General features: G+C 36.4%; 23 protein-coding genes and 13 pseudogenes. 19 read left to right on the top strand and 17 right to left on the bottom strand.

Annotated features, from left to right (window positions below; translation table 11 throughout):
- Positions 1–26 precede the first annotated feature (26 nt).
- A pseudogene (locus tag H7F27_RS21150) lies at positions 27–128 on the top strand (hypothetical protein); the annotation flags it as partial.
- Positions 129–160: 32 nt separating this feature from the next.
- Here the strand turns inward: H7F27_RS21150 and H7F27_RS20890 are convergent.
- On the bottom strand, positions 161–391 hold the full coding sequence (locus tag H7F27_RS20890) for a hypothetical protein (RefSeq protein ID WP_260627256.1): 231 nt from the start codon (positions 389–391) through the stop codon (positions 161–163).
- A 342-nt stretch (positions 392–733) separates the two neighbouring features.
- Positions 734–1,612: a DMT family transporter gene (locus tag H7F27_RS11565; protein WP_185847936.1), complete on the bottom strand. Its 879-nt coding sequence runs from the start codon at positions 1,610–1,612 to the stop codon at positions 734–736.
- A gap of 101 nt (positions 1,613–1,713) precedes the next feature.
- On the opposite strand from H7F27_RS11565, the gene H7F27_RS11560 reads away from it, so the two are divergent.
- Complete coding sequence (locus tag H7F27_RS11560; protein WP_185847935.1) at positions 1,714–2,586, top strand: LysR family transcriptional regulator; 873 nt, start codon at positions 1,714–1,716, stop codon at positions 2,584–2,586.
- Between the two features lie 205 nt (positions 2,587–2,791).
- A pseudogene (locus tag H7F27_RS11555) lies at positions 2,792–3,115 on the top strand (DUF1273 domain-containing protein); the annotation flags it as partial.
- 344 nt (positions 3,116–3,459) lie between these two features.
- On the opposite strand, the gene H7F27_RS11550 reads toward H7F27_RS11555, so the two are convergent.
- On the bottom strand, positions 3,460–3,741 hold the full coding sequence (locus tag H7F27_RS11550) for an LCI fold-containing protein (protein WP_024121518.1): 282 nt from the start codon (positions 3,739–3,741) through the stop codon (positions 3,460–3,462).
- Between the two features lie 198 nt (positions 3,742–3,939).
- Between H7F27_RS11550 and H7F27_RS11545 the strand changes: the two genes are divergently transcribed.
- Positions 3,940–4,161 (top strand): hypothetical protein, encoded by a 222-nt coding sequence (locus H7F27_RS11545; protein ID WP_081638308.1) that lies wholly within the window; start codon positions 3,940–3,942, stop codon positions 4,159–4,161.
- A gap of 39 nt (positions 4,162–4,200) precedes the next feature.
- Here the strand turns inward: H7F27_RS11545 and H7F27_RS11540 are convergent, their stop codons facing one another.
- Positions 4,201–4,461 carry a hypothetical protein gene (locus tag H7F27_RS11540; RefSeq protein ID WP_101861265.1) on the bottom strand — a complete coding sequence of 87 codons (261 nt, stop codon included), beginning with the start codon at positions 4,459–4,461 and terminating at the stop codon, positions 4,201–4,203.
- A 121-nt stretch (positions 4,462–4,582) separates the two neighbouring features.
- Between H7F27_RS11540 and H7F27_RS11535 the strand changes: the two are divergent.
- Positions 4,583–5,169 (top strand): annotated as a pseudogene (locus H7F27_RS11535) (hypothetical protein).
- Positions 5,170–5,192: 23 nt separating this feature from the next.
- Here H7F27_RS11535 and H7F27_RS11530 read toward each other — a convergent pair.
- Positions 5,193–5,336 (bottom strand): hypothetical protein, encoded by a 144-nt coding sequence (locus H7F27_RS11530; RefSeq protein ID WP_180948931.1) that lies wholly within the window; start codon positions 5,334–5,336, stop codon positions 5,193–5,195.
- 129 nt (positions 5,337–5,465) lie between these two features.
- Between H7F27_RS11530 and H7F27_RS11525 the strand changes: the two genes are divergently transcribed.
- Complete coding sequence (locus H7F27_RS11525; protein ID WP_185847934.1) at positions 5,466–5,660, top strand: hypothetical protein; 195 nt, start codon at positions 5,466–5,468, stop codon at positions 5,658–5,660.
- Here the strand turns inward: H7F27_RS11525 and H7F27_RS11520 are convergent.
- From H7F27_RS11520 to H7F27_RS11510, 4 genes and pseudogenes are all read right to left on the bottom strand, one after another.
- Positions 5,629–5,917, bottom strand: a pseudogene (locus H7F27_RS11520) (contact-dependent growth inhibition system immunity protein). The gene H7F27_RS11525 and the pseudogene H7F27_RS11520 sit on opposite strands and share 32 nt — an antisense overlap.
- Positions 5,918–5,933: 16 nt before the next feature.
- Complete coding sequence (locus H7F27_RS11515) at positions 5,934–6,230, bottom strand: RNase A-like domain-containing protein (RefSeq protein ID WP_260627364.1); 297 nt, start codon at positions 6,228–6,230, stop codon at positions 5,934–5,936.
- Positions 6,231–6,353: 123 nt separating this feature from the next.
- Positions 6,354–6,675, bottom strand: a pseudogene (locus H7F27_RS20885) (hypothetical protein).
- Positions 6,676–7,126: 451 nt separating this feature from the next.
- The gene (locus H7F27_RS11510) at positions 7,127–7,432 is read right to left on the bottom strand and encodes a hypothetical protein (protein WP_223203919.1); all 306 of its coding nucleotides are present in this window, start codon (positions 7,430–7,432) and stop codon (positions 7,127–7,129) included.
- Positions 7,433–7,539: 107 nt separating this feature from the next.
- On the opposite strand from H7F27_RS11510, the gene H7F27_RS11505 reads away from it, so the two are divergent.
- The 4 genes and pseudogenes from H7F27_RS11505 to H7F27_RS11490 all read left to right on the top strand — a co-directional run.
- A complete protein-coding gene (locus H7F27_RS11505) occupies positions 7,540–8,082 on the top strand; it encodes a GNAT family N-acetyltransferase (RefSeq protein ID WP_185847933.1) in 543 nt (180 codons plus the stop codon).
- A 325-nt stretch (positions 8,083–8,407) separates the two neighbouring features.
- On the top strand, positions 8,408–8,755 hold the full coding sequence (locus tag H7F27_RS11500) for a hypothetical protein (protein ID WP_185847932.1): 348 nt from the start codon (positions 8,408–8,410) through the stop codon (positions 8,753–8,755).
- Positions 8,756–9,212: 457 nt separating this feature from the next.
- On the top strand, positions 9,213–10,502 hold the full coding sequence (locus H7F27_RS11495) for a Na+/H+ antiporter NhaC family protein (RefSeq protein ID WP_185847931.1): 1,290 nt from the start codon (positions 9,213–9,215) through the stop codon (positions 10,500–10,502).
- Positions 10,503–10,830: 328 nt separating this feature from the next.
- Positions 10,831–11,369 (top strand): annotated as a pseudogene (locus H7F27_RS11490) (UV damage repair protein UvrX); the annotation flags it as partial.
- Positions 11,370–11,545: 176 nt separating this feature from the next.
- Here the strand turns inward: H7F27_RS11490 and H7F27_RS11485 are convergent.
- Positions 11,546–12,277, bottom strand: coding sequence for a beta-glucanase (locus H7F27_RS11485; protein ID WP_185847930.1), 732 nt, complete (start codon positions 12,275–12,277; stop codon positions 11,546–11,548).
- A gap of 114 nt (positions 12,278–12,391) precedes the next feature.
- Here H7F27_RS11485 and H7F27_RS20880 point away from each other — a divergent pair.
- Positions 12,392–12,594, top strand: a pseudogene (locus H7F27_RS20880) (UV damage repair protein UvrX); the annotation flags it as partial.
- 41 nt (positions 12,595–12,635) lie between these two features.
- Here H7F27_RS20880 and H7F27_RS11475 read toward each other — a convergent pair.
- The 3 genes from H7F27_RS11475 to H7F27_RS11465 form a co-directional block, all read right to left on the bottom strand.
- On the bottom strand, positions 12,636–12,815 hold the full coding sequence (locus H7F27_RS11475; RefSeq protein WP_024121541.1) for a hypothetical protein: 180 nt from the start codon (positions 12,813–12,815) through the stop codon (positions 12,636–12,638).
- Positions 12,805–13,941, bottom strand: coding sequence for a RapH N-terminal domain-containing protein (locus tag H7F27_RS11470; protein ID WP_185847929.1), 1,137 nt, complete (start codon positions 13,939–13,941; stop codon positions 12,805–12,807). The genes H7F27_RS11475 and H7F27_RS11470 overlap by 11 nt, the downstream gene beginning before the upstream one ends.
- A gap of 1,113 nt (positions 13,942–15,054) precedes the next feature.
- Positions 15,055–15,429, bottom strand: a complete 375-nt coding sequence (locus H7F27_RS11465) for a YoqO family protein (RefSeq protein ID WP_095713903.1) — start codon at positions 15,427–15,429, stop codon at positions 15,055–15,057.
- A gap of 114 nt (positions 15,430–15,543) precedes the next feature.
- Here H7F27_RS11465 and H7F27_RS21145 point away from each other — a divergent pair.
- Positions 15,544–15,651: pseudogene (locus H7F27_RS21145) on the top strand (hypothetical protein); the annotation flags it as partial.
- A 161-nt stretch (positions 15,652–15,812) separates the two neighbouring features.
- Here the strand turns inward: H7F27_RS21145 and H7F27_RS11460 are convergent.
- Complete coding sequence (locus H7F27_RS11460) at positions 15,813–15,962, bottom strand: hypothetical protein (RefSeq protein WP_095713904.1); 150 nt, start codon at positions 15,960–15,962, stop codon at positions 15,813–15,815.
- A 140-nt stretch (positions 15,963–16,102) separates the two neighbouring features.
- Between H7F27_RS11460 and H7F27_RS11455 the strand changes: the two are divergent.
- A pseudogene (locus H7F27_RS11455) lies at positions 16,103–16,485 on the top strand (hypothetical protein).
- A 164-nt stretch (positions 16,486–16,649) separates the two neighbouring features.
- Here the strand turns inward: H7F27_RS11455 and H7F27_RS11450 are convergent.
- Positions 16,650–17,171, bottom strand: a pseudogene (locus H7F27_RS11450) (hypothetical protein).
- 42 nt (positions 17,172–17,213) lie between these two features.
- Here H7F27_RS11450 and H7F27_RS20875 point away from each other — a divergent pair.
- The 5 genes and pseudogenes from H7F27_RS20875 to H7F27_RS11425 form a co-directional block, all read left to right on the top strand.
- A pseudogene (locus tag H7F27_RS20875) lies at positions 17,214–17,294 on the top strand (hypothetical protein); the annotation flags it as partial.
- A 203-nt stretch (positions 17,295–17,497) separates the two neighbouring features.
- Entirely contained in the window at positions 17,498–18,139 is a 642-nt protein-coding gene (locus H7F27_RS11445; protein ID WP_185847928.1) for a glycoside hydrolase family 11 protein, read from the top strand.
- Positions 18,140–18,429: 290 nt separating this feature from the next.
- Positions 18,430–18,793: pseudogene (locus H7F27_RS11440) on the top strand (hypothetical protein); the annotation flags it as partial.
- 309 nt (positions 18,794–19,102) lie between these two features.
- Positions 19,103–20,005, top strand: coding sequence for a CPBP family intramembrane glutamic endopeptidase (locus tag H7F27_RS11430; protein ID WP_185847927.1), 903 nt, complete (start codon positions 19,103–19,105; stop codon positions 20,003–20,005).
- A 436-nt stretch (positions 20,006–20,441) separates the two neighbouring features.
- Complete coding sequence (locus tag H7F27_RS11425; protein ID WP_095713907.1) at positions 20,442–20,825, top strand: UPF0715 family protein; 384 nt, start codon at positions 20,442–20,444, stop codon at positions 20,823–20,825.
- 198 nt (positions 20,826–21,023) lie between these two features.
- On the opposite strand, the gene alr is transcribed toward H7F27_RS11425, so the two are convergent.
- Positions 21,024–22,205, bottom strand: a complete 1,182-nt coding sequence (gene alr, locus H7F27_RS11420; protein WP_101863409.1) for an alanine racemase — start codon at positions 22,203–22,205, stop codon at positions 21,024–21,026.
- A gap of 191 nt (positions 22,206–22,396) precedes the next feature.
- Positions 22,397–22,494, bottom strand: a pseudogene (locus H7F27_RS21140) (site-specific integrase); the annotation flags it as partial.
- Positions 22,495–22,752: 258 nt separating this feature from the next.
- Between H7F27_RS21140 and H7F27_RS11415 the strand changes: the two are divergent.
- A complete protein-coding gene (locus H7F27_RS11415) occupies positions 22,753–23,664 on the top strand; it encodes a VanW family protein (RefSeq protein ID WP_185847926.1) in 912 nt (303 codons plus the stop codon).
- Positions 23,665–23,710: the final 46 nt, after the last annotated feature.

Here is a 23,710-nt window from a genome sequence, read left to right as displayed (position 1 = left end):
AATAAATTTGGATTGGGTTGAAGTGGATGATTAAATCGATTATTTTGCCTGAAGAGAATACAAAAATAACTGTCGGAAAACCAATAAGCGAAGAATCGATAATGAGCATTGTCGCTGCGGTAATGTATTGGTTCTGGGACTCCACATTCCTTTGTTTAACTTAAATCCCGTATTTTACAACGTTCACAACAAGTATAAAGGCCGCTGATCCGAACAACAAATACCCTGACCTTGTTTGTTTATTTGAAAGTGATTCCACTCCCACTAAAACAAAGAGAAGTGCAACTAATACTTGGAGAGAAATCAAGAGGAATTCACTTTGACTATATAGAGAATACACACATAGTATCAAAGCTGCACATGAAATAAAAATTTTTGAAGCTTTAAGCAAAGAACCACTCCTAATGAAGTTTTTATTAAACCTTAACACGTTATATATTATTGGAGAGGCAAAGGGATCAAGATAACGAAGTATTTTAAACAAATTTAAAACAAAAAGAGCATTAAATTACATGCTCTTTTTTTCAATTTCCCCGCATCAGATCCGACCGTCTCATTTGCTCAAGCCGGGTTCCTGATTGAAGCTGTATGAAATAGTTTTAAATTATTTTTTGGATTGATGTATTTGTCGTTTTCGGTTTTATAAAAAACGCTGTATAGAAATCTTTCATTTTCTCTAAAGGCTTTGGAAATTGTTATTACTAAATACCACTCCCGAGAAATGTATATACATTCACACTTTCTGTCGTGAAAATTTAAATGTATTCATAAAGATGCCGCAGCATATCAGCAGTGCGCCGATGATGATGTTTATGGTGATCTGTTCGTGCAATTGCAGCCATCCAAAGAATAGAGCCAATACGGGAACGAACATTAGTGCCATGGATGCTTTTGACGCTTCGATTTGATTGAGTACCCAAAACCATACGACAAATGTAAAGCCGGTGGAAAGCAAACCATTAAACACCAATGACCATATCGCCTGATATGTCCACTCGGCTGAATGCACCGGTTCCAATATAAAGGAGAAAACCAATAACATGACGGCTCCCATCAGAAGATGCCAGGCATTCATATGAATGATATCGATATGCTTGAATTGAAGCTTGCTAAACACATTTGCGATTCCCCAGCTAAGCGCTGCCGCAAGGACGCATAGTTCTCCAAATAAAGCGCTTTGATTGACATGCAGCATTTCTTTTCCAAATATAAATAAAAGTCCGAAGAAGCCGCTTATCAGCCCGATCGTTTTATACACATTAATTTTTTCGTTTAATGTAAAATGGCTGATCACCGTAACAAATATAGGCATCGTATACACCAAAACAGAGGTTTTTCCTGAATCAACAAATTGCATTCCATACGTTAAGATCCCCATATAACCCAGACCCATTAGCAGGCTCATGATGATATAGCTTTTGACATGTGCTTTTCCTATTGAAAGTTTCTTTCTTTGAATGAAGAGAATGAGAAATAAAGGAACCGCCCCGATGAACAGGCGCAAAGCCGAAAACAAAAGCGGGGGGAGGTCATGAATTCCAACTTTCATCGCTACCCAAGTATAGCCCCAAATAAGTGTGACAGATATGATTCCCAGCATGACTTTTACCATTATAAAGCCGCCTTTCTTGTTTATATATTCGTGCTGGTTTCTATCATATGTTACATTTATATATAACTGAAATACATTTTTATTATTGGGGGTATAACCAAATGGTTATGAACATGAACCACCTTCACATATTTGTAAAAGTCGGGGAGAAATTGAATATTACCGAAGCGGCAAAAGAATTGTTCATCTCTCAGCCAGCGGTTAGCAAAGCGATTAAAAATCTGGAAAGCTCGCTGCAGCTGAAATTATTGATCAGAGATAAACATCATGGTTTAATGCTGACTGATGTCGGAAAGGAAATTTTGCTGCTGGCGAGGCAAATGAAGGGGATTGAAAGCAAAATATATCAAGTAGCCAACCGGGAAAACAAGCTGTTAAGCGGGAAGGTGAAAATCGGTTCATTTCCTGCTGTTTCAACAAATATCATGCCGCAGGCGATTGCGGCATTCAGATCAAACTACCCGCTGATCCGCATAGAATTGGTCGAAGGGACCTCTGATCAAATCAAAGGATGGGTCGAGGATCGAACGGTTGATATTGGGGTCACAGCATCTCCATTTGAACCGTTTGACCATCAACTATTGTGCAAAGACTATATGGTGGCTGTCATCCCACCGCAATATGACGAATTAAAACAGGAAAAGCATGTTGACCTCAAAACATATCAAGATGACCTTATTTTTTGCAAAGGCGGTCATGAAATTGCGATGTCAAACACGTTTCAGCGGCACCACATTGAATTAAAGGAAAACTTAACTGTGCAAAATGCCGAAACCTTGATCAATATGGTCAAAAACAACTTGGGCATAGGCATTATTTCAAACTTTACACTGTCATCTGTCCCGCATCAATTGATCAAAAAAGACATCTTTCCGCGGATCACCCGTGATATTGGCGTTATCGCGCATTCTTTTGATGAAATAACGCCGGCGGCGCAAGAGTTTATCAAGGTGTTGAAAGCAGATGTGATTTAAATCCGTACACAAAAAAACATAAGGCGGTCAATCATAAGAAAAAAGCAACAATTCGAACGTTGCTTTTCCCATCACCTTATTGAAACTTTGTGCCCATGGATAAATATGATTATGATTGGAAAAGCCTTTTTTAAAATCAAAAAGCTGTTAAGCTGGGTTAATTATAATCCAGCTTTAAAATTGACATAAGAAGGATGAGTCTATGCCAAACATTATTTTCAAAGAACAAGATAAAGTATGGTCTGTGGTATAAACGTATGCTTGATGTAGCAGATGAGATTATTAATATTGAAGAATTAGATAAATATAAAGTTAGTGGAGATGAACCAGGAGAGTTTTCACCAGCTAAGATGCAAAAACGAAATGAATACATGATTGATCACAGTGAAGCAATAGTAGCTGTTTATGATGGAACTAAAAGTGGCACAAGGACTGCTTAAATTATGCCCAAAGAGGTCATTTAGGGCATCAACTATGGAGGCTTCATCCCGATTATAGCTTTGAATTGGATATATCTTATACATCTTAATAACCCAGCGGGAGGTAATAAAGCATTGAATCCTTTTAACTACAGATCTGAACAGAGAGGATATGAGCAAGAATACTATGGGGGTTATTGTAATCAAGTGAGAAACCTTGGTTTAGTACCTATCCCATTTCACAGGTTTCAGGACTTTTTAAGAGAAAGCTACTATTCAACAAGAACAAAGAAGGAAAGAATGAGATTTCTAATTAAGATCACAGAATCACAATAAAAGGATTATTTTATCTAGAGAGGACTGGACAAAATAATCAATAATAATACTCTATCGTAAGTTCATATTTGAATAACATTGAATTTAAAAAGGGAGCTAGAAGCCCCCAATTGCGATCTTATATTCGTACACCTTCATAGTGCCCAATCCAATATCCATCTGAAACTTTCGTAATACCTTTTAAATACCAGCGATATCCGCCGTCTTCAAATGAGTTGGCAAAAATACCTGTACTGCTAGGTAAATCCCAAGTGATAGCTTGAGCTTTAAAATCATCACTTGCAACATTAGCTATTCCCTGATCCGGGCTTGGGCTTGTACTTGCAGCGAATGCTGGAGATGCTGAAACAAGTAAACCTACAGATAATGCAATACCTGTTAATGCTTTTTTGTAACTCATGTAAATCCCCCATTCTTATAATTTTTTCTTGCAATTACATTATATGGTTTTGGCCGATAGGGAAATAGCGAAATTACTCCCATATATATGGAAATTGTGTGTCGGTTAATGTCGTGATAGATGAGAAGGCAAATGGAGAGATGGATTATAGGATGGAATCATAAAAAATATAGAATAAAAATAAAATAAGTGGAGGTTATATTAGTGATAAAGAGGAATCTTCTTAGAAACCACGTTGATGAGATTATCGGAGAATATTACGCTGCTAAAGGACATTCAGTTCAGAGTATTGATCGCCAAGAAAATGGTCAACTAATTGTTGTTACGCAGCGAGCAGCTAAAGAACAGAAACAAGAAAAAGTCGATATTGCATTTGATTTTGTACATAGAAGACAGCATAAAAAGAAATGCCTTTCTTAAAACAAGAAAAAAGGAGCTAAAAAGCCCCTACCTTTAAATTTAAACAACTTTTGTATAAATAGCCGTATAAAACTGAATTGAGTAATCGAAATAATATCTTGTAAGAGTATAAGTATATCCGTTGTATTCAATAGAAGGCTTGAAGTTTGGTATTGGGCTAAGCTGATATATGGTGTCATAATCATATTCATCACTTTTTACTACCACTTCAGACGAAGAACTTGTTGCCAAGGCAGGAACAGCGGATATTAGCATGCCGAATGTTAAAGCAGAACTCAATAAAATTTTTCGAGGGTTCAATTATATCAACTCCATTAACATTTTATACATTAATTATGAGGTAAATGGAAGTTGCTTCGGAAGTGAATAATGGATCATAAATAGTTAAAATCGTGATTTTAATTAGATTAGGGGGAAACGAATGAATCAAGATATTCAGTTTTTAAAAGAGCTTCAGAATGAGTTGAAAACACAAGACAACGATTGTCAAGCTTCACCGCGGTATTGGACAGTCGGTGATTATGAATGGGCTGAAGCTCGGGAGGAAAACGCAGAACGCTATTCTGTATACCTGCCATATATTGCAGAATCATATGTTTTAGATGATTATCTAGAAGAAATAAAAGATGATAGTGAGCTGTCTAAGGAAGCCCTTATAGAGTTGCAAGAAATTGAGGATGACTATGATGATGTCATTGAGTGGATTCAAAAATACATTGATGAAGGAGCAGAACTAATTCCAGAAAGAAAGGTTCACATTATACAACCAGATACAATGTTTTTGACAAAAGCAGAAGCAAAGAGCCACTCAAATTGAATAAGCATCATTATACTTCAGAAGCTCATACGTACGCGATGACATCTTGGAGAGCGCCAAAAGTTGAAAGGTTGCTTAAAATTCTCGAACCGTTTGATTGGAGTTCAATAACGATATCTAAAAAAAAGATAGTTTTTAACCAGATAACTCAAGGGTACGCTACCCGCAAAAGATTTAGATTTTACAGGTAGCGAGTAAATTACAGATAGCGTCTTTATAGCCTGAAACGCCGTTTATCTTGAAAGTGATCGGGGTACTTCTTTTTTGGATTAAATGCAAGAAAAATTACAACAGCAATAAAACTATCCAAGCTCTTTTCAAACAACCAATTAAAGAATAAATCAAGTAAATAATTCATAACTATCTCCTCCATTAATTAAAATAAATTTGACATTCAACTTAGTAAGCAACAAAGGTATTTACAATTAACCTATTGGAAATTAAGGTGAAAATTTAAACGGGAAATTAAAAAAAGGGGGAAATTTAAATGACGAAAAGCAATCAAAATGTTCACGTACTGGCTGACGAAACACTTGGCGGCATCAAGCGCGAATATGTAGAGGTCAAAAGAAAGGCAAAAATTGGTGAGAAGGTAATTATCGTAGACGCTGATGTTCAAGACGAGGAACCGTATGATAACGGAGATATTTTCAAAGTAAAAAAAAAAGTACGGGCTTTCTGAAACGGCTGGGAATAGGTGGTAATCCAATTGTCGGGAAATATATTTCTGCATTACACTTTATAATGTCTTCCTTTTCTTCTTTAGTTTGATCGCTATTTAGAAACTCTTCGCAATACTTTACTGTAAATAGCAAACCTTCTTTACTAATTTCCCTCAATAAATTCGTCTAATGCGTGTTCAGGGGATCGGATATCTTGATGAAATGTTGCACCTAAAAAATTTTCTAATTCGTCTAAGAAATCATAACTTTCATCCATGATACTTCCTCTCTTTCTATTTGGTTGGATATCCTGTAAGAATAAAGTTACCGTTGTTATCTTTTTTGAGTATAATTTTTGCGTTTGTAACGTTTTCTACTAGTTTTGAATTTCTTGATACACTTCTACCGATTATTTCTCCATCGCCCTTGTATCTTAACATTAATTTAGGTTTTTTAGGATCATCAATCCAATTTTCGATTTTCTTTATATTTTTTGGATCGTTTAAAACTGAATTAGCAATTCTCTCAGCGGTAGCCCTGTCTTTGAAAGTAGATGAAGCTGTAATATGTGGGTTAGGATCAGTTCTCAGTCTTTCTATTAATTCTTCGTCGGTCCTTCCAACGTGTCTTTCAATAAAATAAAAGAAAAAGCAAAACTTGAATCATTATTGAAGTGGCAAAAGACCCTCTCATAGAGAGGGTCTTTTAACTAATTAAGGTGCTGTTCCGCAATCAACTTTGTATTCGTCCTCTGTTACTTTCTTTGAATAACAGAGATAAGGAGTTTGACCAGTTTCACTTTTCCAAGCATTAAATAACATCAAAGAATAAAGACTCCCTGATGATTTGTCACTTTCCCTTTTTTGAAGGATTGTGAAATAGCTTTGGTATGGGTATCCCATTTTATAGATTTCATGTCTTATGGCTCCTTTTTCTGAAGAAGTATTGAAAAAACTGGTGAAGGGGAGGCATTAAAATTAATATGATTAATACTGTTGCTAAAATAGATAGCAATATTTTGGTCCTTTTTTTCATTTTTTCCTACTATCCTTTTTTGTATTTGATTTTACGTTATATTATTCATAGGGTAGTGATTAAAACAGCAAATAGCACTTTTATTTTGTTCACCCCTAATGCTGCTTCAATAATGAATAAAATCGCATTCTTTGAATCTTAATCAGTATGTAAAAGTAAGTTGGTGAGACTATATGTAATTTCTGAATAAAATTCTTCTTTTATTTAGAAAAACCATAACAAAAAAGATAGAAGGTGGAACCTCCTATCTTTTTATCCTCCCTATTCTTACGAACTCGCCAATTAAAGAGCCAACAATGAAAATAGCCAGTGGAATCACAGTAAACTTGTTCCCCAGTACCCCCATGTAAACGAAATAGCAAGCACATAAAACAAGGAACAAAAGGATATATCTTTTTATTATCCTATTAATAACTGTTGTTTTTTCTTGTTGCATATTTTCACCTCGTTTTTATGGCCGACAACTTGCCGGAATTGGTCTGCTTCCAAAAAATTTAGCGCTGTCTGCTGTTCTTAAGACTTTCTTTCTTGACGAGTCTTCATAGAATTTTGTTCTATTGGCATAAGGATATGCATTACATTTAAAGGCATAACGATACTGGAATACCGTATAATATGCAGTTGTTTGTGTACCTGCTAAAAATGATACAATACTTAGTATGACATTGTAAGGTGCTTTTGAGACTGCGGCGATTGCTGCGGTAGCAACACCAACTGAAACTCCCTTCAAATTGTATTTATAATTGTATTTACCCATGTATTTTCCATCTGGGGGAATCTTCATAGTTGATGCATTTGAGGGTGATAAAATTCCATCTTCTTGCTTGATCAGATTATCGATAAATTTGAATTAGGAGATTACAAATGCAAAAAATTGAAACCCACCGATTAATTTTAAGAAATTTTTGCGAGGCAGATTCTCAAGGCTTGTTGGAATATTCGGCTAATCCAAGAGTAAACTGCTTTCTTGATGACAGAATTTCTACGTTAGAAGAAGCTGTCTTAAGAGTGCAAAAAAGAAGCAAAGATGACTCTTATATTGCAGTCTGCTTAAAAGATAGTGATGATATAATAGGAGAACTATTTTATTTTAAAGAAGAGCCAGATACCTATTCTATTTGTTGGAATTTCAATGCTCAATTCGAAGGGATGGGATACGCAAGTGAAAGTGCGAAGGCTTTCTTAAAGTATCTCTTTATGCAAAAAGGAGCAAGAAGGCTTTATGCATATGTTGAAGATGATAACTATAGGTCTCAAAAATTATGTGAAAGATTAGGTATGCGTAAAGAAGGTTATTTTCTTGAATTTATTTCATTTACTAAATACGAGGATGGAATACCTAAATATGAAAACACTTTTCAATATGCATTGCTAAAAAAAGAATGGTTAAAACAACAGCCCATTTAATAGAATTTAGGGGGAATAGTCTCTCTCTTTTCACCCTAAAGTTTATGAAGAAATATACTTAAATAAAACGGGGAGCTATAAGGAGACTTATACGAATTAAACACAATGTTAAAGTATTGTTGCTTTTCCGAGTAAGCATCCTCAATCTAAATAAAATAATGGTTATAAAACAAAAGTTTGCAAATTAGGGAGAGAACATGCTTAATGCAGGTTCTTTTTTTATTCAATTATTAAATCATTTGAATAATTGTCGATATTTAACATGTGTAAAGATGGAAAGGGTGCTCTAAGATTATAAAAAGCTCTGAAAGGATTGTGGTTATCGGTGGTAAATGTAAACTCAAGTGATCTTATTTATGATCCAAAATTCTTAGCATTTTGCAGTTTGGCTACTGAAGGGTATGGAGGGAATAATCCAACTCCTTCATCCATTAGTTTTAGTGAATTCTGTGAAAAACTTGAGAAAAATGAGGTAGTTGAACCCGAGAATAAAAAAAGCTCACTTGAGTCTTTAGATTATTGGAAATCTAGATTAAATGGTGGAGGTAGTCTTTCTGCAATGGATTTGAAGGTATTAGATATTATTAAAAAAGCTTACAACTTAGGTATGGTTAACAAAGATAACATGTTACTACGTAACGAAGCAATTAGTGCTTACAAGAACTCAATTTGAATATGAAAATAGCGCCCTTTTAATTATTGAATTTATTTTCTTGTATATGCTCCTCATGTTCTCTGATGCTGCTATGTCTTGTTTGAATAACAATTGCTATGACCGCAGATTAAGTTGGTGCATAAAGAGGAAGGGTATGAACCCTTTCCTTTTTATATTAGTATTATTGATAATAGCTAAAACAGTTTTTATGGCCAGTATCGTTGCGTGTTGCCATCTTCCCCCTCAAACACCCCTCATCAAACAGTTGTATTTGTATATGGAACTTTCCAAATAATCTGTTGATGAAAGTGTTATTTCCTCTTCTTGATAAATCCTTCTTTCTTTTCTGTTTTTAATTTAATAATTACTATACTATTTTTACGCTTGACTTTTTTACTGTAGCCTTTTAAAGTATGGAATGTTGTTTAGACTATGTTTAACGACTTTGATACTGAAATTAAAGGTGGCTACTTAGATGAAACAAAATGGAAATCCTTGGGCGCTATTGCCACTAGTCTTATTTGTAGGCCTTTTTGTCGGCTCTGGTGTATTGACTGGAGATTTCTATAAATTGCCGATATTGATTGCGGCAATTATAGCATCAGCTTTCGCGCTTTCATTTAACCAGAAGCAATCTCTCAATCAGAAAATAGAATGGTTTGCGTCCGGGGCGGGACATCCTGATATTATTATGATGGTTATCATTTTTATATTAGCGGGTGCTTTTGCTTCTGCAGCTGAGACGATGGGAGCGGTGCACTCAACCGTCAACCTTGCTTTGAGCATTATTCCGAAGCAGTTTATACTGCCAGGGCTTTTTATCATTGCTTGTTTTATTTCTGTTTCGATGGGAACATCGATGGGGACGATTGCCGCAGTTGCTCCAATTAGCGCCGGTTTGAGCGGAGAACTTGGCTTGTCTACTGCAATCGCTATTGCAGCTGTTGTCGGCGGAGCTATGTTTGGAGATAATCTTTCTTTTATTTCGGACACCACCATCGCGGCAGTACGGTCACAAAAAACACAAATGATGGATAAATTTAAAACGAATTTTTTGATCGTTTTGCCTGCTGCTATCATAACTATCATTTTATTATTTTTTATACCGACAGGACACGTAGGACATACCGGAGCTGAATCTTACAGCTGGTTTAAAATACTTCCTTATGTTGCCGTGTTAGTCTTTGCGTTAATTGGTTTTAATGTGGTGGCTGTCATTTTTGGAGGATTGATCTTAACAGGAATTATAGGGTTTGCAAGCGGCAGCTTGACGCTTGAGTCTTATTTTAAAGCAATTACGGATGGAATTGCCGGAATGTCTGATCTTATCATCCTTTCAATGTTAATTGGCGGAATGGTCGGCGTCATGAAACAAAACGGAGGGATTGACTTTTTGGTGGGATTCATTTCCAAAAGAATCCATTCGAAAAAAGGTGCTGAAGCCGGTATTGCCGGATTGGTCAGTGTTACTAACCTAGCTACTGCCAATAATACGATTGCTATTATTGCAGCCGGACCGATAGCCAAAAATATCTCTGATGAATTTAAAATCGATAATAGAAAGTCAGCAAGTATCTTAGATATCTTTTCCTGCGTGATACAAGGCTTAATTCCTTATGGCGCGCAGATGTTATCGGCCGGGAAGTTTGGGAATATTTCACCTGTCAGCATCTTGCATTACTCTTTCTATCCTGTTTTAATCGGGATCTGCGGCATCATAGCAATTATATTCGGACTGCCAAAATTCACAAGAAATGAGAAATAAATATAAAAAAGGTACCAAACGGTACCTTTTTCTTTTTTAACCAAAATTCGTAAACACATATAGAAATGATGAAAAAGGAAGATAGAGAGTGTAATGAAAACAAGCTTTCACAAGGGTTTTAAAGCTCTTGTTATTTTTTATGTCTTCTAATTTTTAGAGGTTTATTTATTTGGAGACGTGTAGATTGTTTTAAGTAAGGATCATTCAAGGATATGGAATAGCATTACCAATATTTACATCGAATTCTTGTTCTTATTTATGTTGAATAAGGAACTTTTTTTCTATTGATATTGGATCAATAAAGGAGCGAGACAAATTGCTTCATTCGTTGTCTAAAATGTGGGGATAGGAGGGAGGATAGAAAGAAACCTGATCCGAATGGAGATATCGACTGTAGACCAGTTAGCCAAGTTTCCCTTAGAGCTGCTTGAAAAAAGTTCGGAATAAAGGGTAACAAGTTGTGCTACCATGATCACGGAAATTGATTTATCAGAAATTGGTGCTCCGTTGATGCAGGGGCAAATTAGTTTTGGTAAGAGTCAGATTTTGCTGAGGGATTATACGGAAAAAGAAGAAATTAAAGCAGTTCTTCTGGAAATTTGTGAAGAAGTCGCAAGAAGGGCACGTACACATAATAAAGTTGGTAGAACAATTAGCCTGGGAATTGGTTACAGTAAAGATGAGCTTGGCGGTGGATTTCATCTGAGTTTATTTGAAGTGGATAATGAAAAGTGAAGAAAGCTTGGATTCGTTATGGATGAAATTAGAAGCAGATACGGATCAAAAGCGATTCTGAGAGCAGTTTCTTATACACCTGCAGGAACTGCGCTTCACAGAGCTGTGCTTACTGGTGGGCATAAGTCATAACAAAAAGCGACTAAAAATATAATCGTTTTTTGTTATCATTTAGTTAAGAAACTAACTCATATAAATTTAAACTTCTATTTGCTCTTCAGTTTCACTATAGGGAACGCCAACAACTTCTCATTACGATCATAAGAGCCTGGCTATATTGAGGCTGCAGGCTCTTATCACATATGGTATTATTTTTTTGTATAACGCACCCAGTCGTAATGAGCGTATAGCGGTGTTACACCATTGTAGGAACCGAGCCATTCATCTACACCCGTACCATTCCACAAGTTCATCATGATCTTTCCTGGTGTTGTCGGAATTTGGCTTGTCGCAGTATGTTTTAATTGCCCATCGACATACCATTTAATAGAGTTTGGCTGCCAATCGAACGCATACGTATGATTGGCATTGGCTGCATCAAATCCGAGATCCACAATCTTCTCATGGTTTCCTACACCATTTGTATAATAGTTAAATTGAACCTTTGTTGTGTCTTTTCCTAAAAATTCGATATCAATCTCATCCCAAGGAGTACCATCCGTTGGACCTGTGTAGGTGAAGAACGATGAAACGATCCCTGTGTTTTTAGCTGGTTTCATTCTGACTTCATAAAGTCCATAGCCATATGTTTGAACAGAGCGGTTTTCCCCGCAGTCAAACTTGTTATAAGATGGACTTGTTAGCGCCAAACGCATTTCACCTAATGACGTCACTGATACGTTATTTGCACGCCAAGTGCAGTTGAACATATTTCCATTCGAATAACCATTTGCTTTTTGCCATAATCCGGTGTTATAGCTGTTAAAAGGGTCAAAAAACGATCCGCCGGTTTGAGCCGAGACAGTAGAAGTGACTGCAGACAAACTCATAAACAATCCAGTGATAAAAAGCAACAACACTCGTTTCATACGATTAGACATGTTGGTATCCCCTTTCTTTGAAAGCGTTTTCTATATCGATCATACATGATTCTTTTAAAAGGGAACATCAGTCAAAATAATGATAATAACAATCTTCTTACTAGAATCATGTAAGTAAGAAGTATCTCAGTTATTCTGTCTAATATTGAAGATAACTCTAATCAGCAAATAAGCCTATTTGAAAGAAGAAAGCTCGGGTTTGTAATGGATGGGAAAGAAACAAATTTGAATCGAAAGCGATCCTGAGAGCAGTTTCTTATACACCTGCAGGAACTGCGCTTCAGAAAGCAGGTCTAACTGGTGGACATAAATCGTAAAAATAACCCCTTCAAAATTTGAAGGGGGGAATGATGCATATTTAAGAAGTATGACCTCTACTAGCAACTTCAAATGAATGTCCATCAGTGAAATAACCAATACTTGCTGTATGCCCTCTACGTGCTTCTTGGACATCTTTTTGAGTGTTAGTTAAATAAATGCTGACAAATCCAATTAAAACAATGGCTAAAATAAAGACAGATGCATGCTTAAGTTTCATAAAGACAATCCCCTCTCTGAATTTGTTTACGGGCATAAAGCACTTTCTCATAAAAAACATTAGCTACTTTATGGTCTTCTTTTTCATTATAATACTTCGCTGCATCTGAGGCTAAATCCTCCACGTCTGAAAGCATTGATTTCGATTCTAAATAATTTAGAATCGAATTTAATTTTTCTTTGTCGTCATCAACATGTAAGGCATTAATGAATTCAAACATTTTAGCCATAATTTCATCATTTAAATTCTTGGACAAAGACAGACCATGTGCACACCAAGAAATTGCTTCTGATTGATTCCTCATTTTAAATGTGGTTTTTGATAACATTAACAAGATATCTAATAAACGATTTGAATGCTCGTACCCGTTGTTTTGGTATACTAGTATACCTTCTTTAAAGTACTCAGCTGCCTTTTCATAAACTTCCTCAGCAAATGAACATAAGCCAAGGTTATATAGGGACGAACCGATTAAACGTGGCATGTCGATTTCTCTCGCTTTGTCTAGAGCTTCTTTAAAATGAGGAATCGCTTTTTCAGGATATTCCATATCTAAATAGTTAAGTCCAATAACAAACGAACATTGAATAACCCTTACAGTATAAGTTTCATGTGCTTTATAACTTTCTATTGCTTGAACAATATGATGCATCGACATATGTGTCTGCTTCATATGATAATAAATCTCTGCAACTTTGTAGTGGAATTCTGCTCGCTCTATCTCATCTGCGACAAGTGATAGCTTTTTCTCGGCTTGCTTATAGAAGCTTATGGCATTAAGATGTTCGTACTGTTCAAATTCATACATACCCCGGAAAAAGTTAAAATAATATTCATGAATTCCCTTCAAATCAGTTTGGTTACTTTCGATCTTTTCTAATAAGTCTGAAATTTTAGGGCGTTCTTCGTTCATTGTTTTGGGTTCAAGGTAATCCAGCATCAATTGGTGACGAAAACACATGAGAGAATAGTACAACAATAAATCTTGGTCTTCCTTCATATGCCTTATTTCTTCCTCGACCTCAGCTTTCAATATTTCCGAATCTGGGACACTAAACAATCTTATGTATTTATACCACTCATTTATTTTCACTCCGACTTTAGAAGAAGAGATCATTTGCTCCAAGACAAGCCCTCCTATATTAAATATGTAATATTTTATCATATTTAAATGAATAAGGAAGATTAATGTTATCTTAAAAACGAAAAAATACCCTCCTCAATTAAGAGAACGTAGGGGTTTATTGTGCAGATTCGTAATCCATTGCTTGTTCACTGTCAGAAATGACTTGAGTTGTGGGTCAATCACAATTCCCATTGCAGTTAAAAAAGTTAGAAGTGCATTAATTTCTCTGTCAAATTGTCAACAAATACAATCAAGTCATATATCGTACACGAATAACATGCTTATCGTAAAAATTAAAAAAGAGTTTAAAAAGGCGATAAACATAAGGATATTTGCTAATTGGATTGGTGAATAGGGATTAAACGAACGTAAAACGTAAGAGGGAGTAGGGAAGTGGCTGCTTTAAGTAAATATTGAAGAAAAAGAGGGAATTTTAAGAGAGAAAAACATTGGCACTATGCGGTTTTACGATAGCGATTACGATATAAAATAGGGTGATTTTGAGGCGGAATTAGGAAAATGAAAATATTTGGGTAGGGTGTGGAAATGGCAGTGCTATAGACACGTTTGTTCTTGTTTTTGAGTATTTAGATGTAAATATGCCCCCATATATTTGGTAGTTAAATCCCGATATAATAGCTCTTTTACATGCAATTTAGTTACATATAATGAATATGAAATAATGTTTTATGAGTGCATATATAAATGCGAAAATCAAGAATGTTTTTTAAAAAAACAAAATGATTTCTGGCTTGAGTAGAGACAGATATCTATGTATTTGATCGTTTTCGTAACAGGAAAGATTAAAACAAACACTTATTTTATACTTTTATAAGAAATAGTTGTTCTGATGAAGCACTGCATATATTCAATCTTGTCTTTAATAATGAAGATGGAGAGTCCATCGTTTTTCATATATGTAGGCTTGAATTTTAGAGACGAACTTATACAGCAATCACATCAATGGTATGATCAAGTACTTATATTGCAGCTAAGGGTGAATCAGTCGAGACCATAACAGAAAAGAAGGAATTAGGGAAAGTTGATATTGCATTTGATTTCATACATAAGATACCAACAGAAAGAGGCACTTAGCATAAAAAAGGCAAAGAGTTAAAACTCTTTACCATGAGGTGTTTTCCTTAACCGATTCGCAATAAGCTTCATTAAGTTTACTGCAATAGATACCAAAACAATGATCAAAGCGATCTCAAGTAAGATGATAAGTCCAATATTTAAGTTTAGCCTCTCAAAGTAATCACCGATAAAGGAAAGGAGTTGATAAATACCTAGCATTAGCGCTATAAAGATTGCTCCTAAGACAATTAGAGATTTTTTAGAGAAATCCTTGGCATGTTCAAAATGATAAATGATTAAGAATACAAATAGACAAGCCATAGCAATCTCATGAGTCAACGAATCACTTGCTGAAAACCCTTGCACAATTAAGGAAGCAATTAATCCAATTATTCCGATTATTTTATTCAAGACATCACCTGCTTTGTATGATCTTTAGGTGTCAGCTTACCAATTAAAGGGGAATTTCTCAAGACGATGTACTTTAAAGTTAACTTAAAATCATGATTCCAAGGAGCGAAGATAATGAACGCTTATGTAGTCGATGACAGCAAGTATAAATGTATTTATGTAGGAACTGAATAAGCAGCTGCTTTAAATAATGAATTTGAAAGTGAAACAAGAGTAAGGGTTTGATTCGGAGGCGATCACATAAAAACATTTGAGAAAGAACTGTTAGATACTATACGACAAGCTGAACAAGTCTAAATAAAAGATAGTTTTTTAAATAAACATATAAGGATGGATCGTTATCGGAAAAACACACGTATCGATAACGATCATAGAAGGATGATTTAGTTTATATGGCGGCGTCTCTCTTCGAAGTGATCATGATACTCATTCTGTTTTGATTTGGACTTGAATACAAACCAAATTACAGCAGCTAGTGTATAATCCATGACTTTATCAAAAGTCCAATTCGCAAAATCCAGAAGAAATTTCATTACATTTCACCTCGAGACAAAATGTAATTGAAAGATAGAAACTAAAAAGGTTAAAAAAAATTACATTAGAATCAAAATAAAATATTTATTTTATTGAAAGAGGGTAAGGGAAGGGCTAAAGGGAAGGGCTAATTAAACGCATGAATGATATTAATGACCTGATAAAGCTTATCGCAAGCATTGATCGTCGAACTTTCTATAGCAAAGAAAACATCTCAGGACAATCCAATCAAAAAGCGTATTTCAAATTCAGGACACAGCTATTCTTTGTTGATAAATACACGGGAGAAGACGTTTATCCGTATGAATTACGCCACGATCCAAACGGCTTTTCACACGGAGGTAACGTGTGGCAGCTGATCAATAGTTTTAGAGAATCATCATAACAGGGAACTGTGGCGAGCTGAGGGATTATAAAGAAATATGGGCGTACAGCTATGAGGGATGTATGAAAATTCGCAATAAGGGAAAGGAGATTGGATTTGTAGAAAGTATCGTTTACCCTTATAGCTTTGATGAATAGATGAAAACTAAATAAACTAATTAAACCATGTACTAAATTTTCATCAAGCTTTATAGGGCTTGGCACTAAGGAGTTATGTAACGGAGAGTTTATACTCTCCAGAATTCGAAGGAAGGTATGCGGAGTTTACCGTGTTTAGTCTTAAATCTGTGCTTAACCTTACATTAGATAGGCTCAATAAATACATATTCATCAGATTCAGAATTTACTTGTTTCATAGAGAGGAACTTACTTCGTTCTGCATGTGGCATGAATTCCATAAATCCAGCTGAAGTTCCATCGGGATAGGATAGAAGGAATTTTATATCCTTCTTGGTGTAGCCGGTTATGAGAACTTCAGTGTAATCATAATTTATCACTTTCAGCCAATTGTGTGAACGTTTATTGATTTCATAAGGAGAGTCAGCTTTCTTGAGCACGATTCCCTCTAATTTTTTTATTTGGCTAAGGTAAAGTAAGTTAGTCCGTTACCTTGAAATTCCTTCGATAACAAAGACATTAGGATGATTCAGTTCAAGTGAATTCAAAACTGTCTTACGCACAGTGAGCGGCTGAGAGGCAATTGACTGACCGTCTTTGCAGATAACATCGAAGACACAGTAAGCAATCTTATGAGCTGATTTTTTGGACATGATATGTTCCATTACAGCTTCAAAGTCAGGAGCATCTTCTGGGGCAGCTACAATGACTTCACAATCTCTAATGTATATCTCCTTTAAACGAAATGGTTCGAATGGAGGTTAATTACAGATATTACTCCATCAGATTTAGAAACAAGAATTGTGATTCTGCGAAAAAAGGATCAGGCTATGGCGGAACAAGACCACTTATAATATAATTTTTAGGTATTTGTAATTAAATTACAAATATTCTTAATATTTGCTTGTGAATTCGTGATATTATATTGAAGGGGACGATCAAAAGCTTTGGGGCGTAGTAATTAAGGATGTTTTAAATAGATACGAGTGCTACCTCATGTCAAAGTCAGAAAAAATATTATAGGAGGTAACATATGTTTAAGTTTACAAAGAAATTCTTAGTTGGGTTAACGGCAGCTTTGATGAGTATTAGCTTGTTTTCGGCAAACGCCTCTGCAGCTAACACAGACTACTGGCAAAATTGGACTGATGGGGGCGGAGCAGTAAACGCTGTCAATGGGTCTGGCGGGAATTACAGTGTGAATTGGTCTAATACCGGGAATTTCGTTGTTGGTAAAGGTTGGACTACAGGTTCGCCATTTAGGACGATAAACTATAATGCCGGAGTTTGGGCGCCGAATGGCAATGCATATTTGACTTTATATGGTTGGACGCGATCACCCCTCATAGAATATTATGTAGTGGATTCATGGGGTACTTATAGACCTACTGGAACGTATAAAGGTACGGTTTACAGTGATGGTGGTACATATGACGTGTACACAACTACACGTTATGATGCACCTTCCATTGATGGCGATAAAACTACTTTTACGCAGTACTGGAGTGTTCGCCAGTCGAAGAGACCAACTGGAAGCAACGCTACAATCACTTTCAGCAATCACGTTAACGCATGGAAGAGATATGGGATGAATCTGGGTAGTAATTGGTCTTACCAAGTCTTAGCGACAGAGGGATATCAAAGTAGTGGAAGTTCTAACGTAACAGTGTGGTAACAGATTATCTTTAATCAGGGGTAGCTAACGGGCTGCTGATCGTTCCTTGAGAAATTTTATAATCGTTGTTATTGTGAGTTTACTAAGAAGCGACGGCCTTTTAGTTGGAATCCTAATATATGGATCGAGTATGGTGAATGATTATTAAAATCGTTAGGAATGGTTAAAGGTCGTTTTCTACTAGGTGAACGGCCTTGGCATTGCTGGAGGTAGGGTATTCTCCAGCAGGTTTTATAACTTTTCCTATAAGTTTACTGGAGAATGTTATCAATTTTTTGTTTAATAGCGATATTTTTTGTAGTCTGCGCTTGCTCACAAGAGACACCTTCATTAAATTAAATTTATCAGATAAAGATTTATACATATCGTTGATTAATTTCGAATTGCTTAGAGACAAAAATGAACAATATGCCAATGTTCTTTAGGAGCTGTAAAAAGATGATCCTTATTTGTTTATTAAGGCTTTAAAAGAAGGATATGCCGTTAATCAACTAATTGAATTTGATGAGGCCATTGTACGTTTCGTTAATGGAGAAGAACTGGCTATTGTCCATAAAACAACCGGCAAGAGGTTCAATGATTGTGAAAATGAAGAATTTTCCTGATGGATTTACTTTACAGACAATGGATATGTGGTTGTGGAGTGAAATTGTTGAATGCACACAGCTCTTAGTTTTTGATCAGTTAGAAGCTTATTTTAAGAAAGAGTCAGCAACTTCAGAAGATATAATTTGAAAATCCGGATAACTCTGAAATGTCGTTATATGTTCATATATTAAGAAAGTAAGCGTACCGGCAACTGAAGCTAGGACGCTTTTTTTGTGATGGCACCTCAATAAAACAACAATTTTAATCAGAAGGGAAGTGGGATATACAGGAATTTGAAACAATAACAGTTATAGAACGTATAGTGACTGTAGGGGTTACATTGCTTCATATGAATGTTGTGAAAGGGGTATCCATATGCAATTTCATCATACCCAAAGCGGAAAACAAAACAATCATCCAAAATGGTTGGTAACTATCTTGCTAAGTTGGGGAACATTCGTATTTGCTTTGTTTTTTGCTACTTTAATCGGTTCAATAGCCCGCCAAGCAGGAGCTTCTAAACTCTTACAGCAAGGTATCCAATCAGGCTTAGTAACATTAATTACTGTTCCATTACTCTACTTTCTTCTCAAACGGACGTCTAGTAGGCCATTTTGCTCTATCGGACTGTCTGGGTGGAGGCAAGCCGTTCCGAAAGCCATTATGGGTGCAATGTACGTCATTATTCTTTCCGGATCTGGATTCACAATCGCCCATTTATTGGACTGGGTCAAAATTTCACAATTTCATTTCTCTATCCATTTAGTTTCAGTATTGCTCTTAAATATGATTATCGCTCTCTATTATGAAGCTTTTCCAGAGGAATTAACTTTTCGTGGGGCGGTGTACTATGCTCTAAACAGGCGATTTAACTGTTTCATGGCCTTGCTCCTGCAGCCGATTCTGTTTGTGCTTGCACCAATAGCTGTAAGTGGTTTGCGGTATATAGCTGGAATTAAGTCACCTGCTATCACATTAGATTACATCGTTTTATTGTTGTCTTTTGGATTCATCCTTCAACTCCTGCATATTGTAACAGGAAGCTTATGGACGTCAATCGCTTTTCATCTAGCCTTTCTCGAACATTCTCGGTTCTTCGTCCTGCAGGGGGAGGAACGCTTTATTACCTATGAAGAAATTGTTCCGGGAACAGGTGCGTTGTTTGTGGTCTTTTTTATGTTGCTTATTGTCGGTACTCTGCTATTAATACCTGTTGCAATAACTCGCCGAAATGCTATTCAATGGTTTAAGAATAAGAAAGATACCCAAGATGTTTGATATCTGAATAAAACAGCAGTTTTAATGAGACATAAATCTCTTGGCACAAAGGGAATAGTGCGGAGGGATTGCCATGAAAATCTTAAACTTTAAATTTGATAATTCTTTCTTTTGAAGTACATGCAGCGTTTACTGCTAATGTGGCTTTTCCAACTGATTAAGATATTCAGATGGATATGCTCATGATGAGTAAAGCGATACTCAAGACAGCTGGCTACACAAATTTCTTCATCCGGGATACATACTTTATAGATAGAGATCACAATTCAGTTTATTGTTCTTGTCACTTTGAAGAAACAAAGTAAATCTATTTGTAAAGTTCGGACGTGACGGAGCTTTAGTCTAGTCTAGATTTAATTCAGGAAGTAGGTATGTCAATTTTAACAATAATTGAGATCATCATAGTGATGCTTACATTGTGAAAGGGGATTTAAACATGCAAGTTTTAAGGATCATATTTGTTCATGTCTTGTCTGCATTATCAGCTGCTGTTGTTTATGTTTTTGGCATTGATTATGATGGCTACATTCCATACTTCTTAATAAGTGTTATTCTGTTTATCTTTTATGTAATCTTTGCTGCACCTGTTCAATATTTCGTAAATCGCAATCCAAAGAGGTTTAACCCGAAATATTTACTCATATACATATTCTTTTCCTTCTTAGTATGGTTATTCTTCACTGTAATTACTGATCCAAAGAACACCTTAGACTTTCTAATGGAATACGAAGTTTACTTATTTAGTATATCATTTGCTGTAATCTTTTGGATCTGGGACTCTGTTTTTCTGCAAAACGAGAAAAAGGCAGCAACTAAGTAGCTCAAGTATTCATAATGCTTATTCTTAATCAATCGAGAAATAACACCTAAAATTCCTATTTGGTATTGTGATCCTCTTTCTAAAATTGCAGACGATAGGGGGATAAGTGTGTAAAACTGAATCCCTCTTATTATAGGATCTTAAATCAGCATAAAAGAGGGATTGACCTCACATTTGCAAAAAAATGAAAGAAAAAATCTACACGTACATTACTGGAGTTGATATCTTAAAAATCTCGCCATCTCTTATATAAAAACGGGGGATGCGGCGGCTTAATGTAGACACCACTTCATAGTTAATCGTATTAAGCATTTCAGCAACTTCATCAACGGGAATCTCAGCTCCCTTTTGGTGACCGTAAATCACAACTTCCTCTCCTTGTTTGCCTTCACTCTCTCCTAAACTAACCATGATCATATCCATTGTCACTCTTCCCGCCACCGGCACTCGTTTTCCGCGATGAAGAACAAACCCGCGATTGGAAAGCGCGCGAGAATAACCGTCAGCATATCCGATCGGGAGTGTAGCAATGACTTCACCGGGATTTGCGATGTATGTAGCACCATAACTAATAGTACGGGGTTCTGTCAGCATGGTTTTCACATAAGCGATACGCGCCTTTAAACTTAGTGCAGGTTCAAGCTTAACGAGATGTAGTTGTTTTATATATGCTGAAGGATATAATCCATATAAGCCTATACCTAAACGAATCATATCAGCGCTAAATTCCGGAAAAGCGATAGTCGCAGCCGTGTTGCTCATATGCACGGTGGGCAGCTCAATGTCTTGGTTTTTTAAAAAACGGAGAAACCGGAGAAATTGATCGTGCTGCAGTCTGGTTAGAGTGGTGTCTTCTTCATCGGCTGTTGAAAAATGTGTAAAGATACCTTCCCATCTTAGGAGTTTACTTGCTGTTAATGCCTTCACTACTGCTAAAAGTTCTTCTTTTGTACGTACACCTAATCGGCCCATACCAGTATCCACATTAATATGAATACCCAATCGGTTAGTACTCGCTTCACTTTCCAATATATCGTTAGCCTTTTTAATCCAATCAACCTGAAATGCTGATAACTCTATATTCCAAGCTGCTGATTTTTTCACACAACTAAGGGATGTAAAACCAAGCACAAGGATAGGCGCTGTAATTCCCGCTTTTCGTAAAACGATTCCTTCCTCCACGCTGGCAACAGCGAGCTCACTAGCCCCGTGTTCCAGTGCATGGCGCGCCACTTCTACAGACCCATGACCATAACCGTTCGCTTTTACGACAGCCATAATTTTGGTCTTTTTTGGTATATGATGGCGTATTGCTCGCAAATTTTTTTTAATGGCATCAAGATTTACTTCGATCCAAACTTCTCGGCAGAGCTTTGTCATCGACGCTTCCTTCCTTCTTATAGAATAGTGTAAAGCGCATTTAGCCGTTAATAAATCCTGTAACATTGATGGTTGGATGCTTTCAATCTGATTTTATTCAACCTTAACTGAAATCATTCAACAGCAAACTCTTGATCTAACGAGAAGATGCTAACCGATGGCCGAAGTCGACAGTACTTTCATTTTTTTGCATATTTGCTGATTAGTTCAATTTTGATTTTCTTCACTTAGGTGAGGATTGATACGGTGACCGAGGATCAGATAGTACATCTAAACAAAAACAGCCTGCCTATGGCTGTAACTTCATTTACTGATTTAATTCAACGATTGCTTGACAACATTGGTATTGGTTAAGGCATGATTTCATAACACTAGGCGTTGTGGATGCTGAAGTAGACATTGACTACTCACTTAAGTCAAAGCTCTATTAGCGAGGGCTCACGTTGTGCTCAAACAAAGACCAGACGCTTAAGAACGATATGATAAGACGAGATACATCAAAGGATAAGCTCCTGTTCATACTAATGGTCGGGAGGTATGCCGACTTATGATACACATTTGGATCACTGGCCTTTTATTATTGGCTCAGCCCAGCGAGCCATCTGACAGTTTAGCGATCACACAACAAGGACGGACGATTGCTACTGTTCACCGCGAAGATTTTACGATGCCTCTTCCCGGTACCCCAATGATTGATCATGAAAAATACCGTAAGTTTATCAAACGGCTTGATCAACAAATTTACCGGGAGCCCATAAACGCCAAGCTTAACGATGAAGGAATCATCATCCCGGGGAAAATGGGTTACAGACTTTATCAACAAGCGTTTAAGGAGAAATTTTATGCCTATTTCTTTGGTCATGGCCCATCCAAAATAGAAGTGCCGGAATTGAACATTTATCCGAAAGTTGACAGCGAGTTGCTTGCTCACATCAGTACGCAGCAATTAGGCCAGTATGTAACTTATTTTAATTCAAGCAATAAAAGCCGTTCACACAATATTTCTCTTTCTGCAAAAGCAATTGACAATCATGTTGTTTTTCCAAATGAGACGTTTTCATTTAACCAAGTTGTTGGGATGAGAACTCAGGACAAAGGATACATGCGTGCACCTATTATCGTGAAAGGTGAGTTGTCTGAAGGTGTAGGCGGGGGAATTTGTCAGGTGTCATCAACATTATTTAATGCTGTCGATCGTGCAGGGCTGCAAATCGTTCAGCGCTATTCTCATACAAGAAGCGTACCATATGTGCCGTCCGGACGTGATGCAACCGTAAGCTGGGGAGGCCCTGACTTTCGCTTTCATAATCAATATAACCAACCGGTCCTAATCCGGGCCAAACGATATGAGGGAAGTATGATTGTTACACTTTATTCCTCTGATGTCATCAATATCAAACTGCGAAAAGTTCCCAAAGCGCCATCACAGCTACCAAAAGAAATAAATGCCGAGCGATAAATCATAAGCTATTCATTCACCTTATGCAACCTGACGACTTCTTTTA

It is taken from the genome of Bacillus sp. PAMC26543 (assembly GCF_014250375.1).
Classification (GTDB): Bacteria; Bacillota; Bacilli; order Bacillales; family Bacillaceae; genus Bacillus; species Bacillus halotolerans.
The sequence above is the reverse complement of the archived record's forward strand: the minus strand, read 5'-3'. Positions and strand labels throughout refer to the sequence as shown.

Coding starts and splice junctions, on each gene's coding strand:
- H7F27_RS11525 (WP_185847934.1), top strand. CDS start 5,466: ATGACGAAAAGCAATCAAAATGTTCACGTACTGGCTGACGAAACACTT.
- H7F27_RS11530 (WP_180948931.1), bottom strand. CDS start 5,336: ATGAATTATTTACTTGATTTATTCTTTAATTGGTTGTTTGAAAAGAGC.
- H7F27_RS11445 (WP_185847928.1), top strand. CDS start 17,498: ATGTTTAAGTTTACAAAGAAATTCTTAGTTGGGTTAACGGCAGCTTTG.
- H7F27_RS11495 (WP_185847931.1), top strand. CDS start 9,213: ATGAAACAAAATGGAAATCCTTGGGCGCTATTGCCACTAGTCTTATTT.
- H7F27_RS11510 (WP_223203919.1), bottom strand. CDS start 7,432: ATGGGTAAATACAATTATAAATACAATTTGAAGGGAGTTTCAGTTGGT.
- H7F27_RS11415 (WP_185847926.1), top strand. CDS start 22,753: ATGATACACATTTGGATCACTGGCCTTTTATTATTGGCTCAGCCCAGC.
- H7F27_RS11430 (WP_185847927.1), top strand. CDS start 19,103: ATGCAATTTCATCATACCCAAAGCGGAAAACAAAACAATCATCCAAAA.
- H7F27_RS11560 (WP_185847935.1), top strand. CDS start 1,714: ATGGTTATGAACATGAACCACCTTCACATATTTGTAAAAGTCGGGGAG.
- H7F27_RS11485 (WP_185847930.1), bottom strand. CDS start 12,277: ATGTCTAATCGTATGAAACGAGTGTTGTTGCTTTTTATCACTGGATTG.
- H7F27_RS11460 (WP_095713904.1), bottom strand. CDS start 15,962: ATGAAATTTCTTCTGGATTTTGCGAATTGGACTTTTGATAAAGTCATG.
- H7F27_RS11505 (WP_185847933.1), top strand. CDS start 7,540: ATGCAAAAAATTGAAACCCACCGATTAATTTTAAGAAATTTTTGCGAG.
- H7F27_RS11425 (WP_095713907.1), top strand. CDS start 20,442: ATGCAAGTTTTAAGGATCATATTTGTTCATGTCTTGTCTGCATTATCA.
- H7F27_RS11475 (WP_024121541.1), bottom strand. CDS start 12,815: ATGAAACTTAAGCATGCATCTGTCTTTATTTTAGCCATTGTTTTAATT.
- H7F27_RS11565 (WP_185847936.1), bottom strand. CDS start 1,612: ATGGTAAAAGTCATGCTGGGAATCATATCTGTCACACTTATTTGGGGC.
- alr (WP_101863409.1), bottom strand. CDS start 22,205: ATGACAAAGCTCTGCCGAGAAGTTTGGATCGAAGTAAATCTTGATGCC.
- H7F27_RS11550 (WP_024121518.1), bottom strand. CDS start 3,741: ATGAGTTACAAAAAAGCATTAACAGGTATTGCATTATCTGTAGGTTTA.